This is a genomic window from Pseudogemmobacter sp. W21_MBD1_M6 (assembly GCF_052119585.1).
GTDB lineage: Bacteria > Pseudomonadota > Alphaproteobacteria > Rhodobacterales > Rhodobacteraceae > JBGQOJ01.
Map to the genome: position 1 here is coordinate 379,786 of NZ_JBGQOJ010000001.1, position 13,556 is coordinate 393,341.

Here is a 13,556-nt window from a genome sequence, read left to right on the forward strand (position 1 = left end):
GCCAGTCCGACATGCCGAAACCACCTGTCCGCGTCATTGTCCACGCCGGTTTCTACAAGACCGGCACGACCAGTTTGCAGGCGTTTCTGGCTAAGAACGCACACCGGATCGCGCCCTATGCGGCGGTTTACATGGAGCCGGACCTGAAGACGGCCAAGTCGCTGGGCAATGCCTACGGGCGACTTCCGGTCTTTTGGCGCAGGCGCGCCTTTGGTCGGGCGATGGACGATTTTCTGGCGGGCGTAAAAGATGCCCCCTGCATTGTCATCAGCCGCGAATCCTTTTCCGGCATGATGATCGGCTATTCCCGGCTCTGGCGTCCCTCGACCCGCTATGCCGATACCGCAATCCCGCTGGCCCGCGAAATCCGGCGGGCCATGATCTCCCGCTTCGGGCCGGATGTGGACCTTACGTTCGTCTATACCACCCGCGCCCGCGATGCGGTTATCCACAGCAGCTATGGCCATGTTCTGCGCTCGGCGCGGCTTAGGGACAGCCCCGCCGCATTCACCGCGCGCTTTTCGCCGGCCTTCAGCCTTATGGGCGAAGCCGCCAAAATCCGCCGCGCTCTGGCACCCACGCCGGTTCTGACCCTATCACTGGAGGACCATGCACAAGACAGGTTCGGGACCGCACAGCCATTGATGGACCTGATCGGCATCCCGCCAGACGCGCAAGGCCGGATGGTCACCGTGCCGCGGAAGAACGTGGGTAACCCTTTGGCCCTGCAAAACCAGTTTCTGGATCTCAACCGCTCTGTTCGCGACAAGGCAGACCTGAGGCGCCAAAAAAAGCGACTGCTTGACGCATGGAAGGGGTGACCGCGGTCGCCTTGCGAAATGCGCATTGGACAAGTCCGGCAAAGGGGTGCCACCGGCCAGCGTGGCGTGCTATGGACCGCGCACCTCTTAGACCGGACCCGCCACATGATCGAAAAACCAAGCAAATCCCACGGACGCCTGTCCATTTCCGCCTCTGCCAAACCGCAGGAGCTGATGATGGACACGCCGCGCCTGAAAGGGGCATGGACCACCAAGGTCATCACCCTGTTCCCCGAGGTTTTCCCCGGCACCCTTGGCGCGTCGCTGACCGGCAAGGCCCTGCAAGAGGGGCTTTGGGCGCTGGAGACGATTGATCTGCGGATCTTTGGCGAGGGCAGGCATCGCAACGTCGATGACACGCCTGCGGGCGGTGGCGCGGGGATGGTGCTGCGCGCCGATATTCTGGCGCGCGCATTGGGCATGGCGCAAACCGGAACACCCGAGGACCGCGAAAAATGGCCGGTGATCTATCTGTCGCCACGCGGCAAGCCCCTGACCCAAGCCATGGCACAGCGGTTTTCCAGGGCCGAGGGCATCACCCTTTTGTGTGGCCGGTTCGAGGGCGTGGACGAGCGTGTGATCGAGCATTTCGATATAGAAGAGGTCAGTCTGGGCGACTTTGTCCTGACCGGCGGAGAGATTGCAGCACAGGCCTTGATCGACGCGACAGTCAGGCTTATACCGCGCGTACTTGGGAATCAGGCATCCACCGAGGACGAGTCGTTTTCGGACGGTTTGCTTGAGCATCCGCAGTATACCAAACCCGCCCTCTGGGAAGGCCGCGAGATACCGGACGTTCTTCTATCCGGTCACCACGCGAAGATAGCCGACTGGAGACGGGCGATGGCCGAAAGGCTGACGAAAGAACGCAGACCTGACCTCTGGCGGGCTTATTGTGCAAGACACGGTAGGGACCCGGATGAAGACCGAGAGCTCTGAGGTGGCACAAACGTCGTGGAACAACCACGCCTATAAAGGAACATAGCGATGAACTTGATCGCACAACTGGAAGCCGAGCAGATCGCTGCGCTTGGCAAAGATATTCCGGATTTCAAAGCGGGCGACACCATCCGTGTCGGCTTTAAAGTGACTGAGGGCACACGCACCCGCGTCCAGAACTATGAGGGCGTCTGCATCAGCCGCAAGCATGGTTCGGGCATTGCCGGTGCCTTTACGGTCCGCAAGATTTCGTTTGGCGAAGGCGTAGAGCGGGTATTCCCTCTGCACTCGACCAACATCGACAGCATCACAGTGGTCCGTCGTGGCCGTGTGCGTCGTGCAAAGCTGTATTACCTGCGCGAACGTCGCGGTAAATCGGCGCGTATTGTCGAACAAACCAACTACAAAGCCCCCTCGGGCGCAAACGCGTAAGGATCCGGGACATGAAAAAAGATATTCACCCCGATTACCACGACATCAAGGTCAAGATGACCGATGGTACTGTTGTCAACATGCGCTCTATCTGGGGCAAAGAGGGCGACCAGTTGTCGCTCGACATCGACCCCTCCGTGCACCCTGCATGGACTGGCGGCGGCACGCGTCTTATGGATGCTGGCGGCCGTGTGTCGAAGTTCAAGAACAAATACGCAGGTCTGGGCTTCTAATAGCTCGCCCTTCGGGATTGATGAAACGCCGCTCCCTAGGGGGCGGCGTTTTTCGTTGCGGGTCAGGGATGGGCGGCCTTGCTCACTTGGTCTGCACCTGTCCCCGCCGGGACAATCCGCAATGCCCTTAGCGCATTCAGAATAACCGCCACATCAATCACCTCCTGAAACAGGGCGCCCTGAACCGGAGAGAGATACCCGAAGGCGGCAGCAAGCATTCCGGCGCAAGACAGCCCGATGCCCACATACACGCTTTGCAGGGCGATCCTGCGGGCATGCTGGGCAATCTCCATCCCGGGCAACAGCCGGTCCAGCTGATCCACCAGCAGCACAACATCAGCGGCCTCTGCCGATGCCGCAGCCCCCCGCGCGCCCATCGCGACACCGATATCCGCCGCCGCCAGCGCGGGCGCGTCGTTGATCCCGTCACCGACCATCATTACCCGCCCGTCCTTGCCTTCGCTTAGAACCAGCAGCACCTTTTGGTCGGGCGTCATATCAGACCGCACACCGTCCAGCCCCAGCCCCTTGGTCACGGCCTCGGCCACTGCCTTGCGGTCGCCCGTCGCCAAAAGAATGCGCGACACCCCAAGCCGCCTTACCCCCGCCAAAAAGCCCGCCGTGCCTTCGCGCAGGGGGTCCGCCATAATGATGCGTCCCGCCAGCCGCCCGTCGATGGCCACCGCCACCACGACAGAGCCAACCGCACGGCTCGCACCATTGCCCCTGTCCTCTGGCACGCGCGACGCGACAAAATCGGCACCGCCGACAATCACGCGGCGCCCCGCAACGACGCCCGCAACCCCCTCGCCCGCAGTTTCTGCGGCATGGTCCGGCACCGCAAGGGACGCGCCCTTTGCCTTGGCGGCCGCCACAATCGCCTGTGCGATCGGATGCTTCGAGGATTGGTCGAGCGAGGCCGCAAGATACAGAACTTCGTCGGGATCGAACCCGTCCGTCGTGTCGATCGACACAAGTTGCGGGCGGCCATCGGTCAGCGTCCCGGTTTTATCAAGGATCAGGGTTTGAATGCGGGCCAGCACCTCTAGCGCCTTGGCCCCTTTGATCAGTACACCGTAATGCGCCGCCCGCGACAGCCCCGCGACCAGCGCGACAGGCACCGCCAGAATTAGCGGGCACGGCGTTGCGACGACCAGAACGGCAACCGCGCGGATCGGATCGCCCGTCAGCCACCATGCGGTGGCTGCGATGCACACCGTTATCAGCAGGAACACCAGCGAAAACCGGTCCGCCAGCCGTGACATCGGCGCCTTGGATCGCTGCGCCGCCTCGACCAGCCGCACGATGCCCGCATAGGTGCTTTCCTCGGCGCGATGCGTTGCGGTCAGGTCGAACGTATCGCCGGCATTGGTCGCGCCACTCATCACCGGATCGCCCTGCGACAATTGCACCGGCATCGCCTCGCCGGTCAGCGCCGACTGATCCAACACGGCGCGGTCGCTTGCAACATTTCCGTCCACCGGCGCCACGTCTCCCTGACGGATCAGCAGACGATCGCCCGGCTCGATCTGGTCCAGCGGAACCTCGTCCAGCGCACCGTTCCGGTGCCGCAGGGCGCTGCGCGGCACCCGCGACAGCAGGGCGCGCATTTCATGACGGGCCCGCGCCTCGGCATAGCTTTCCAGAACGGTCCCGCCCGAATACATCAACGCCACGACCACGGCGGCCAAAGTCTCGCCAAAGGCCAGCGCCGCAGTCATCGACAGGGCCGCCACGATATCCAACCCGACCTCTCCCTGTCGAAGGCTGTGGGCGATCTCGACAAGCAGGGCAAAAAGCACGGGAAGAGTTGCCGCCGTCCAGATCACCCCGGATGCGGCCGGGTCGCCATAGAACCAAATGCCGCCACCAGCCACCAACCCGATGGCCGCAATGCCAAGCAACAGCGTCTTTATATCGGGGCGGGGCAAATCTGCGATCATAATGGGGCTCTTTCGGGGTATGGCGCGGCCACGCTGGGCCTTTTACACCAACGCGGCAACAAGAATTCTACACCCTGTTCGGCACCTCTACCACACCCCGCCAAATTCACGCCCCATCTACCGGCTTCCGCTTTTCATCACTCCGCCCACAACATATAGTAAGCCAAGCCCGAAAACGGGCACTTTTCTATAATTCATCAAGGGGATGCGGCGTGGCACATATCATCGTCGTCGGGAACGAAAAGGGCGGGTCGGGCAAATCGACCACGTCGATGCATGTGGCAACCGCGCTTGTGCGGATGGGCCACCGTGTGGGCGCGCTGGACCTTGACCTGCGGCAGCGCACGTTCGGGCGCTACATCGAGAACCGCCTTGCCTTTTGCGCGTCACAGGGGCTGACCCTGCCCTGCCCGGATTACCGGGAACTGCCCGAGGCTGACACCGAAACGTTGAAGCCCGGCGAGAACGTTTACGACCACCGCCTGTCTACGGTCGTCGCCGCGCTGGAGCCGGTCAGCGACTTCATCCTGATCGACTGTCCCGGATCGCACACGCGACTGTCGCAGGTGGCGCATTCTTTGGCCGATACCCTTATCACGCCCCTGAACGACAGTTTTATCGACTTCGACCTTCTTGCGCGGATCGAACCTGAAAGCGGCAAGATCCTTGGACCGTCGGTTTACTCTGAAATGGTTTGGAGCGCGCGCCAGCTGCGGGCGCAGGCCGGCCTGAAGCCGATCGACTGGATCGTTTTGCGCAACCGCCTTGGGGCGCAGCAAATGCACAACAAGGCGAAGATGGGCGAAGCCCTTGCCAGTCTGGCACGCCGGATCGGATTTCGCGTCGCGCCCGGCTTTAGCGAACGGGTTATTTTCCGCGAGCTGTTCCCGCGCGGTCTGACCCTGCTGGATCTGAAAGATGTGGGCGTGGGCAACCTGAACCTGTCAAACGTGGCAGCGCGGCAGGAACTTCGGGATCTGGTCAAAGAGCTCAGGCTACCTGGGGTGACCGCCGACTTTTGACCAAGGGCGCTTTCGTCCTGCTGACGGAATGCGCCTTGTGGACCTTGACCAAACGCTCCAGCCGCTGCTCGAACACCGTGTCATGGGTCAATCTGTTGCGGCCAAGTTGGCAAAGCTTGTCAAGGTAGCGTTTCATGGTCGTCCTTCCTTCATCCCCGATGAATACAAACCTGACCGGACACCGTGGCAGGACTGTGGCACGCCTATGCGCCTGATGCGTCGTTTCCCGGAAGGTTGGAAACAGTCTGTTGCAGATGGCGAACGGGCGGGCGCTCGGGTGTGGGATCAGACAGGCATGCGATGCATCGAAATTCACAAGACCCAAAGAAAAGATAAAGGCCTAGCGATTTCTCGCTAAGCCTTTGAATTCTATGGTGCGCTGGGAGGGCATCCAATTACTATATCTTGACGCCCCACGGCATATCGATTTGGAACAAATCCTTTATTTACATATCACTTACTGTTTCAGGGTGTTCCCTGACGCCCCGTGATACCCTACATAATGAGGGGGACTAGAAGGGGGACCGAAATGACACGTGCCTTAAACAAATTGGTCGCAGCAAAGCTGAAGACGATAGTCGCAGGCAAGCATTCGGACGGCGGTGGCCTTTGGCTTTACAAGGGTAATGACGGCGGTAGCGGGAAATGGGTTCTGCGAGTAACTGTTCGTGGGCGGCGGAGAGAAATGGGCCTAGGGGCCTATCCAGATGTATCACTCGCCAAAGCGCGAGAAGTAGCTGAACACTGGCGTAAGGTCACAGCCCTTGGCAAGGACCCGATCAAAGAACGCGAAAAGCAAAAGCGCGAGTCGGCGCGACAAATGCACCTGCTCAGCGATATTGCACTTGATGCGTTCGAAAGCCGCAAGGCTGAACTCAAGGGTGATGGCAAGGCGGGGCGATGGTTTAGTCCCTTGGAACTGCATATTCTACCCAAGCTGGGCGGCGTTCCCGTAGCCGAGCTTGATCAACGGGATATTCGCGACACTTTGGCGCCAATCTGGCACACCAAGGCGGACACGGCCCGCAAAGCGATCAACCGCCTGTCAATCTGCATGCGACATGCTGCGGCGCTAGGCTTAGACGTGGACCTACAGGCAACGGACAAGGCTCGGGCACTCTTGGGTACTGCCGCAGGATAAGCCCGGACAAAGCACGCATCGCTGTAAGGCAGATCCAGCGCAAAGAAGTGCGCCTTTTGTTCTACACCACCAATAACCACCATGGCCTCGCCAAAATCTGCCTGCGCATGGCCGGGGGCATGGGCAAGCGGGATAAACATCTCTCGGCTGCGCCGACCATGTTCACGGACATAATTCTTGACCGTCGTGTAGCCGCCCTTGAAGCCGTGCTCGTCCCGCAGCCGTTCAAAAATGCGCTTGGCGGTGTGGCGCTGTTTGCGGGGACGGTTGAGGTCGTCTTGCAACCATTGATCAATGAAGCCGGTGAACCCGTCCAGCTTGGGCCGCTTGATATCTGCCGTTCGTTGATATCCGGGCGGGACCGAAAACATCATCATCTTCTTCACGCTTGCACGCGATATCCCGAAATAGCCCGCGGCCGCCCGTTCGCTCATGCCGCCCCGACGCGCAAGGCGGACCTTCAAATATAAATCCACGACTAAAATCTCCCGCCCTCCCTGCAAACAGAAAGGGCCAAAGTGGCAACATTTTACGCTGCCCGCAGCGAGATTATCACGCCACTTCCGTGGACCACTTTTGCACTGCCGTTCTCACTTCACTTGGCCAGCCTTTTTTATCACTTTGTTGGGGGCCATGCTGGGCATCGCCTCAATCGGGGCGGCATTTTCGGGCTATATCTTTACGACTATGACGAAAATGGAGCGTTGGTATGTTGGGCTTGTGGGTTTGCTGTTCGTCGCGCCCGGCGTTTTGACGATGGCCATTGCTGCGGCGGCCATCAGCCCCGTGCTTGTCCTTCACTGGCAAAGATCAAAGCGCGTCGCAGCTGCTCACTAGGCCCCGTAGGGGGCAGATGGGATGGATCGGGCTTCAACGAATACTTTAGCTCACGCGCCTTTTCGGTTTCTGCCGTTAGGCGCGGCAACATCTTATACTTAAGCCAAACTTTCGACAATTTCCAGCAAGTGCAGCAGATATAGCAACGGCAACGTTGACTCTGTGCCCTTAGATGTCCGGATTTCGATCGGGGGTATGATTGGGGAGGTTGTATAGGTCGTTTCAAGCCAGCGCGATGATTTTCGCGTGCGCGCTCCAAGTCAGGACGACGAACTTCGTCCCGGGCCATTATTGAAACCTTTTTTGAGGTCATCAGAAGCGCTTAGGGGGGCGCATAGGGGGACTGATCGAAACTATACGCACCTAAGTGCTTGGTATAATTTCATTTTTTTGTATTTTTGGTGCGCTGGGAGGGATTCGAACCCCCGACATCTTGATTCGTAGTCAAGCACTCTATCCAACTGAGCTACCAGCGCACGTGCAAGGCGGGATTTAGCGATCCCTCCAACCCATTGCAAGAGCGAAATTACTCTGCGGCCTCATCTAATGCCGCATAGGCCTTTGGAAGGCGCAAAGCGAAGACAGTTCCTTCGGGGCCGGTGCGGACCAGTTCCAGCCGACCGCCGTGCCCGCGCACCAATTCGGCAGCGATCACAAGGCCCAAACCGGTGCCGCCCTTGCGTGTGCCGCCCTGAAACGCCGTGAACAGGTGTTCCTGCGCCTTCTTGGGCAGTCCTGGCCCTGTGTCGGTCACACGAATGAACCATTCCGTGTCGGTCTCGCCCGCCTGCACGGAAATCTCGCCCGGTTCACCTGTTGCGATTATGGCCTGACGCGCATTGCGGATCAGGTTGGTCAGAACGCGGTACAATTGTTCAGCGTCGGCGCGTATAACCAGACCGGTCGGCACATCTTCGCTGAACGACAGGTCGTAGTCGCCGGTTGCCAGGCGCTCGCTGTCGACCGCATCATTGATCAGGCGCGCGACGGAAATCCGGTCAAGTGCGGGCGGCGGCTCTTCGGCCTTGCCGAAGGTCAGCGTACTTTCGCACAGGTTCACCGCGCGGCTGATAGAGTTCACCAGCTTAGGCGCGGCACGCTTCACCGCGGGATCGGCGCTATCCTCCATCCGGTCAGCGAACAGCTGGGCGGTGGTCAGGATATTCCGCAGGTCGTGGCTGATTTTGGCAACCGCGCCGCCAAGCTGGGCAAGCCGCTCTTTCTGGCGCAGGGCGTTGGTCAGCTGGGTCTGCATGGATTGCAGCGCGGTCTCTGCCTCGCGCAGTTCGGTCACCCCCGCCGTGGGCTGGATGATACGGCGCGCATCCTCTGGCGCGGCCGCGTAGGACTGCATATGGGACACAACGCGCTTGATCGGGACAACCAGAAACCGCCGCACCGCAAGAAACAGCAAAAAGGCGGTGAACACGGAAATCACCGCAGACAAAAGCAGGATGTTCAGGCCGTAATCAATCATCGCAGCGCGCAGCTTGCCGGTGTCCATTGTGACCTCGATCAGAAGGCCCGCGTTGCGAACAGGGTCGCCGATCACGCGGATCACCCGGTTTTCGGTATCCCAAAGTTCGATCAGCGCATCGCGAATCAGTTCGAACGCCATGGGGTTTCGCAGATCGTAGGTGGCATAGATCGGCGAGGGAATCGGCGAGGACAGAACAAGTTGCCTGACCTCGTCGCGGCGCAGAACCACGTTGAACACCTCGGCGTTGCGCAACAATTCCGATTCCAGATCCGCATCGATCATGTCATTGGCCAGCAACGCCAGCGAGGCGATTTGCGCCCGTTCCAGCCGCGACAAAAGATAATCCTCGCGGAACCGCGCGACCGATGGAACAAAGATCAGGACTTCGGCCAGCATCACGAAGACCGTTGTCAGCATCAAGAACCGACCGGAGAGAGAATTCAGGAACATACGCGACCCTTATTCGCAGGTGTTACGGCAGCATCCGTTGCACAGACCTGACCACCCATTTTACCACAGAACTATCAAATAGCTTGGGTGAGAAATAGGCACCCGCAGCCCGCTTGTTAACCTCGGACAACGTCGGATAGGGCAAAACAGTTCCGGCAATCGCGCTCATTTTCAGTTTGTTGGCAATTGCCATCGCCCACATGGCAATCAACTCTCCGGCTTGCGCCCCGGCGATAGAGGCCCCGACAGGGCGCCCCTTTATCACCATGACCTTGATCAGGCCGCGGGTCTTGCCCTCGGCGATGGCACGGTCGTTGTCGTGGAAGGGAAACCGCACAACAGTCAGGGCGCGCCCGTGCTTTTCCCGCGCCTGCGCCTCTGTCAGACCGACCTGCGCCAGTTCGGGGTCCGTATAGGTCGCCCACGGGATGTGGTCCTGACGCGCCCTCGATGGCAGGCCCAGCAGCATCGAACGGATGACCACACCCGCATGATAGCCCGCGACATGGGTGAACTGCAAACGCCCCGCCACGTCGCCCACGGCATAGACACGGCGGTTCGTGGATCGCAGGTCATCACCGACCGTTACGCCGCCCCGGTCGAACGCCACGCCGGCCTTTTCAAGATCCAGCTTGTCGATGTTCACCTTACGCCCGACGGCGATCAACAGATGGCTGCCCTTGAACACCCGGCCATCCTTGACCTCGACCTCTATCGCGCCAGCAGTTCCGCGAATTTCAGCGGCCAGCGCATCTTCGGCAATCTCGATGCCCTCGGCGCGAAGAGTGTCCAGCACGACGGCGGCCATTTCCGGGTCATCCTTACCCAGCGCCTTCATCCCTTCGATCACGGTCACCTCGCAGCCCAGACGCCTGTGCGCCTGCGCCATTTCCATGCCAATTGGGCCGCCACCGATCACGATCAGATGCCCGGGTTTTTCGCGCAGGTCAAAGATCGTCTCGTTGGTGTCATAGGGCACCTTGTCCAATCCGGGAATTGGCGGAACCAAGGGCGATGATCCTGTGGCGATCACAAACCGGCGCGCCGTGATCACCGTATCGCCCGCCTGCACCTCGGTTGGGGATATGAACCGCCCGAACGCGCGGATCACGTGAACGCCCAGGCCCTCGAACCGCTCCTGGCTGTCCACCGGCGCGATTGTGTCGATCACCTTGTGAACATGGTCTTTTGCCGCGGCATAATCGACGTCGGGCATCACCGGCGTCACACCGAACGGCTGGCCCGTCCGCATCGCATGGGCCTGCTTGCCCGCCGCGATCAACGCCTTGGATGGCACGCACCCGTAGTTCAGGCAATCACCGCCCATTTTGTGGCCTTCCAGCAGCACAACTTTTGCCCCCATCTGCACCGCGCCCGCCGCAATCGACAGCCCGCCAGAGCCGGCGCCGATGATGCAGATATCCGTTTTAATGCGTTTCATGTTCAGATGTCCTTTTTGCCGCGAACGGCTTTTAACACGACGGGAAGCGCCGCAAGCAGGCACAGCCCCAGAATGGGCACCAGAATCTGTGGCTCGAAGATAATGCCAAGGTCGGGCGTCTCGCCCCGGGCAAACACTTCGCCCAATCCCGCCCCGACAGAGGTGTAGACCACCGAACCGGGAATGATCCCGAAGAAGGTAGAGACGACAAAGCGCCGCAAGGGCACGCCGACCAGTGCGGGAACCAGATTGGCCACAAAGAAGGGAACCGCCGGGACCAGGCGAATCAGAAACAACATCGACCATTGATTCTCGTCGATCCCGTCCTTGATCTTTTTCACGGTGCCATCAGAGGCATCCATCCGCGCCGCCAGCCTTTCGCCGAACCCGTAACGCGCCGCCAGAAAGATCAGCGTCGCGCCGATCGTGGCCCCCGTCATGTTGAACAACGCGCCCGGAAACGTCGAGAACAAGAAACCGCCGGTCAGGGTGGCGATCGTCGCACCAGGCAGGCTGAAGGCCACGATGCCGATGTAGACGCCGATAAACACAAGCACCGTCAGGCCGTAGTGGCTGTCGCGAAAGGCCAGCAGCGCCTCTCGATTTGCGGCAAGGGTCTCGAAGGACAGATAATCCCGCAGGGTGAATGCACCGATCACCGCCACCACCAGAATGGCGATCAATGGCAAGCGCTGTAAAACCGCATTTTTCCGAGGCGTAGGCATATCGGTCATCATTTCATCCCGCTGGCTTCTGGTTCTGTGCAACATGGCCGCTGGCAGCTTTTGGCGATAGACCGCTCACGCGCCATTGATCCAGACAGCCAACATGTTTCAATACAGGGGCAATATCCGGTAGGGGCTGAAACATACGACAGACGTAATTCCCGCAAACTGTTGCAGAAAACTTCAACGTTGCGAATTGACTTGGGCCCGCCGACCCCCTAAAGGACGGGCTTCGAACATTCAAAGCCTTCGAATCCACGGTGGATTTGGGCCATATACGGAGACGGAGCGATGAAACGCACCTTTCAACCGAGTAACCTCGTCCGCAAGCACCGCCACGGTTTCCGTGCGCGTATGGCGACCAAAGCTGGCCGCAACATCCTGAACGCACGTCGCGCCAAGGGCCGTTCCAAGCTCTGCGCATAAGCGTTCGCCGAAAGGCAACACTGACATGATACCGCCGGAGGCACCCGTGGCAGGCATAGACGCCAACGCTAACGAGGAGTCACCGGCGGTTTCTGCTTGTCTGAAGGTCATGTCGAAAAGACCCGACTTTCTGAAAGCCGCGCGTGCGAGGCGCCAGGCGACAGCTGGTTTTGTTCTACAGGCGCGGAAACGTCATGCGGCGGAACAGGATCCAGATCTGATCCGCATCGGATACACCTGCTCTAAAAAAGTCGGAAATGCGGTCGCTCGCAACCGCGCCAAACGACGCCTACGTGAAATCGCCCGCCTTGTTCTGCCAACACAGGGACAACCGGGATGGGATTATGTCCTGATCGGCCGCGCCGCAATCACGGCGACCCGCGATTTCAAAGTGCTGCAATCCGACCTGAAAGAGGCCCTGCGCCGTGTGCACGGAGCCGTAAAATGAGCCCCCTCGCCCATATCGTTGCCCTGCCGGTCCGCGCCTACCGCCTGATCTTTTCCCCTTGGGTCGGCCACAATTGCCGCTACCATCCCACCTGTTCTGCCTACGCGCTTCAAGCGCTCGAGAAACACGGCGCACTCAAAGGCGGCTGGCTGACCATCCGCCGGATCGGGCGCTGCCACCCTTGGGGCGGCAGCGGTGTGGACAATGTCCCTGACTGACGCTGCAATGTCTTCTCGGCCCAAATACTCTCGCCGCAGGCGGCGCCGGTCCGCAATGCCCTTTGCATGCACGCCGCAGTTTCGGCATACCTTGGGCCAGACCCTTCAGGATTATTCCCATGCTTGACGATCTCGACGACATCCACCCGCTGTTTCATGGCGCCCCCTCGACCACAGAGTTCAAGAAACTTCGCAAGCGAATCGTGCGTTATGTCCGCGAAGCGATCGAACAATACGGCATGATCGAACGTGATGCCCGCTGGCTGGTCTGCCTTTCGGGTGGAAAAGACAGTTACACCCTGCTTGCCGTTCTTTATGAACTGAAGTGGCGCGGATTGCTGCCTGTAGATCTTCTGGCCTGCAATCTGGATCAGGGGCAACCCGGTTTTCCCGCGACGGTCCTTCCCGCCTTCCTGCAGAAAATGGGGGTTCCGCACCGGATCGAGTATCAGGACACCTATTCCATCGTGATGGATAAGACGCCAGCGGGCCGAACGTTTTGCGCGCTTTGCTCGCGTCTGCGGCGGGGCAACCTGTACCGTGTCGCCCGCGAAGAGGGATGTTCCGCCGTGGTTCTGGGCCACCACCGCGATGACATCCTCGAGACCTTTTTCATGAACCTCTTTCATGGCGGCAGGCTGGCGACGATGCCGCCGAAGCTGTTGAATGAAGAGGGCGATCTTTTCGTCTATCGCCCCCTCGCCCATGTGGCCGAAGAGGACTGTGAAAAATTCGCCACTGCGATGGATTACCCCATCATTCCATGCGACCTGTGCGGATCGCAGGACGGGTTGCAACGCCAGCAGGTCAAACACATTCTGGACGGCTGGGAAAAGAACAGCCCCGGTCGGCGACAGGTGATGTTCCGGTCGTTGATGAATGCGCGCCCCTCGCATCTGCTGGACCCCAAGCTGTTCGATTTTGTCGGACTGGAGCGGAACTGCACGCCATTTGATGAAAATGCGGCGCAACTTCCCGACCTGCATTAACCGCTCGATCA

14 protein-coding genes, 1 tRNA gene and 2 pseudogenes are annotated in these 13,556 nt (G+C 60.0%); 11 read left to right on the forward strand and 6 right to left on the reverse strand.

Going from position 1 to position 13,556, the window contains the following annotated elements:
- Nucleotides 1–11 precede the first annotated feature (11 nt).
- The 4 genes from ACEN2R_RS01680 to rpmE all read left to right on the forward strand — a co-directional run bounded on the left by ACEN2R_RS01680 (nt 12) and on the right by rpmE (nt 2,425).
- Nucleotides 12–821 (forward strand): hypothetical protein, encoded by an 810-nt coding sequence (locus ACEN2R_RS01680; RefSeq protein ID WP_442038563.1) that lies wholly within the window; start codon nt 12–14, stop codon nt 819–821.
- A gap of 105 nt (nt 822–926) precedes the next feature.
- Nucleotides 927–1,760 (forward strand): tRNA (guanosine(37)-N1)-methyltransferase TrmD, encoded by an 834-nt coding sequence (gene trmD / locus ACEN2R_RS01685; protein WP_442038565.1) that lies wholly within the window; start codon nt 927–929, stop codon nt 1,758–1,760.
- A gap of 48 nt (nt 1,761–1,808) precedes the next feature.
- Nucleotides 1,809–2,192, forward strand: a complete 384-nt coding sequence (gene rplS / locus ACEN2R_RS01690; protein WP_442038567.1) for a 50S ribosomal protein L19 — start codon at nt 1,809–1,811, stop codon at nt 2,190–2,192.
- Nucleotides 2,193–2,203: 11 nt separating this feature from the next.
- Nucleotides 2,204–2,425 carry a 50S ribosomal protein L31 gene (rpmE, locus tag ACEN2R_RS01695; protein WP_442038569.1) on the forward strand — a complete coding sequence of 74 codons (222 nt, stop codon included), beginning with the start codon at nt 2,204–2,206 and terminating at the stop codon, nt 2,423–2,425.
- Nucleotides 2,426–2,487: 62 nt separating this feature from the next.
- On the opposite strand, the gene ACEN2R_RS01700 is transcribed toward rpmE, so the two are convergent.
- The gene (locus tag ACEN2R_RS01700; RefSeq protein WP_442038571.1) at nt 2,488–4,368 is read right to left on the reverse strand and encodes a heavy metal translocating P-type ATPase; all 1,881 of its coding nucleotides are present in this window, start codon (nt 4,366–4,368) and stop codon (nt 2,488–2,490) included.
- A gap of 212 nt (nt 4,369–4,580) precedes the next feature.
- Here ACEN2R_RS01700 and ACEN2R_RS01705 point away from each other — a divergent pair, with 212 nt between their 5' ends.
- The 3 genes and pseudogenes from ACEN2R_RS01705 to ACEN2R_RS01715 all read left to right on the forward strand — a co-directional run.
- Entirely contained in the window at nt 4,581–5,390 is an 810-nt protein-coding gene (locus ACEN2R_RS01705; RefSeq protein ID WP_442038573.1) for a division plane positioning ATPase MipZ, read from the forward strand.
- Between the two features lie 37 nt (nt 5,391–5,427).
- Nucleotides 5,428–5,748: a hypothetical protein gene (locus tag ACEN2R_RS01710; protein ID WP_442038575.1), complete on the forward strand. Its 321-nt coding sequence runs from the start codon at nt 5,428–5,430 to the stop codon at nt 5,746–5,748.
- Nucleotides 5,749–5,919: 171 nt separating this feature from the next.
- A pseudogene (locus ACEN2R_RS01715) lies at nt 5,920–6,516 on the forward strand (tyrosine-type recombinase/integrase); the annotation flags it as partial.
- On the opposite strand, the pseudogene ACEN2R_RS01720 reads toward ACEN2R_RS01715, so the two are convergent.
- The 5 genes and pseudogenes from ACEN2R_RS01720 to ACEN2R_RS01740 form a co-directional block, all read right to left on the reverse strand.
- Nucleotides 6,507–7,007: pseudogene (locus ACEN2R_RS01720) on the reverse strand (IS21 family transposase); the annotation flags it as partial. The pseudogenes ACEN2R_RS01715 and ACEN2R_RS01720 overlap by 10 nt on opposite strands.
- 760 nt (nt 7,008–7,767) lie before the next feature.
- A tRNA-Arg gene (locus ACEN2R_RS01725) sits at nt 7,768–7,844 on the reverse strand.
- 50 nt (nt 7,845–7,894) lie between these two features.
- Entirely contained in the window at nt 7,895–9,298 is a 1,404-nt protein-coding gene (locus ACEN2R_RS01730; protein ID WP_442038577.1) for a sensor histidine kinase, read from the reverse strand.
- A gap of 22 nt (nt 9,299–9,320) precedes the next feature.
- Nucleotides 9,321–10,739 carry a dihydrolipoyl dehydrogenase family protein gene (locus tag ACEN2R_RS01735; protein ID WP_442038579.1) on the reverse strand — a complete coding sequence of 473 codons (1,419 nt, stop codon included), beginning with the start codon at nt 10,737–10,739 and terminating at the stop codon, nt 9,321–9,323.
- A gap of 2 nt (nt 10,740–10,741) precedes the next feature.
- Nucleotides 10,742–11,473: a TVP38/TMEM64 family protein gene (locus ACEN2R_RS01740; protein ID WP_442038581.1), complete on the reverse strand. Its 732-nt coding sequence runs from the start codon at nt 11,471–11,473 to the stop codon at nt 10,742–10,744.
- A 282-nt stretch (nt 11,474–11,755) separates the two neighbouring features.
- Between ACEN2R_RS01740 and rpmH the strand changes: the two genes are divergently transcribed.
- From rpmH to ttcA, 4 genes are all read left to right on the forward strand, one after another.
- Nucleotides 11,756–11,890, forward strand: a complete 135-nt coding sequence (gene rpmH, locus ACEN2R_RS01745; protein WP_442038583.1) for a 50S ribosomal protein L34 — start codon at nt 11,756–11,758, stop codon at nt 11,888–11,890.
- A 109-nt stretch (nt 11,891–11,999) separates the two neighbouring features.
- Complete coding sequence (gene rnpA / locus ACEN2R_RS01750) at nt 12,000–12,338, forward strand: ribonuclease P protein component (RefSeq protein WP_442038585.1); 339 nt, start codon at nt 12,000–12,002, stop codon at nt 12,336–12,338.
- A complete protein-coding gene (gene yidD / locus ACEN2R_RS01755; protein WP_442038587.1) occupies nt 12,335–12,556 on the forward strand; it encodes a membrane protein insertion efficiency factor YidD in 222 nt (73 codons plus the stop codon). The genes rnpA and yidD overlap by 4 nt, the downstream gene beginning before the upstream one ends.
- Before the next feature lie 119 nt (nt 12,557–12,675).
- Entirely contained in the window at nt 12,676–13,545 is an 870-nt protein-coding gene (ttcA, locus tag ACEN2R_RS01760; protein WP_442038589.1) for a tRNA 2-thiocytidine(32) synthetase TtcA, read from the forward strand.
- Nucleotides 13,546–13,556 lie beyond the last annotated feature (11 nt).

Excerpts from the sequence above, each read along its gene's own strand:
- ACEN2R_RS01680 (WP_442038563.1), top strand. The coding sequence starts at position 12 with ATGCCGAAACCACCTGTCCGCGTCATTGTCCACGCCGGTTTCTACAAG.
- trmD (WP_442038565.1), top strand. The coding sequence starts at position 927 with ATGATCGAAAAACCAAGCAAATCCCACGGACGCCTGTCCATTTCCGCC.
- rplS (WP_442038567.1), top strand. The coding sequence starts at position 1,809 with ATGAACTTGATCGCACAACTGGAAGCCGAGCAGATCGCTGCGCTTGGC.
- rpmE (WP_442038569.1), top strand. The coding sequence starts at position 2,204 with ATGAAAAAAGATATTCACCCCGATTACCACGACATCAAGGTCAAGATG.
- ACEN2R_RS01700 (WP_442038571.1), bottom strand. The coding sequence starts at position 4,368 with ATGATCGCAGATTTGCCCCGCCCCGATATAAAGACGCTGTTGCTTGGC.
- ACEN2R_RS01730 (WP_442038577.1), bottom strand. The coding sequence starts at position 9,298 with ATGTTCCTGAATTCTCTCTCCGGTCGGTTCTTGATGCTGACAACGGTC.
- ACEN2R_RS01735 (WP_442038579.1), bottom strand. The coding sequence starts at position 10,739 with ATGAAACGCATTAAAACGGATATCTGCATCATCGGCGCCGGCTCTGGC.
- ACEN2R_RS01740 (WP_442038581.1), bottom strand. The coding sequence starts at position 11,473 with ATGACCGATATGCCTACGCCTCGGAAAAATGCGGTTTTACAGCGCTTG.
- rpmH (WP_442038583.1), top strand. The coding sequence starts at position 11,756 with ATGAAACGCACCTTTCAACCGAGTAACCTCGTCCGCAAGCACCGCCAC.
- rnpA (WP_442038585.1), top strand. The coding sequence starts at position 12,000 with ATGTCGAAAAGACCCGACTTTCTGAAAGCCGCGCGTGCGAGGCGCCAG.
- yidD (WP_442038587.1), top strand. The coding sequence starts at position 12,335 with ATGAGCCCCCTCGCCCATATCGTTGCCCTGCCGGTCCGCGCCTACCGC.
- ttcA (WP_442038589.1), top strand. The coding sequence starts at position 12,676 with ATGCTTGACGATCTCGACGACATCCACCCGCTGTTTCATGGCGCCCCC.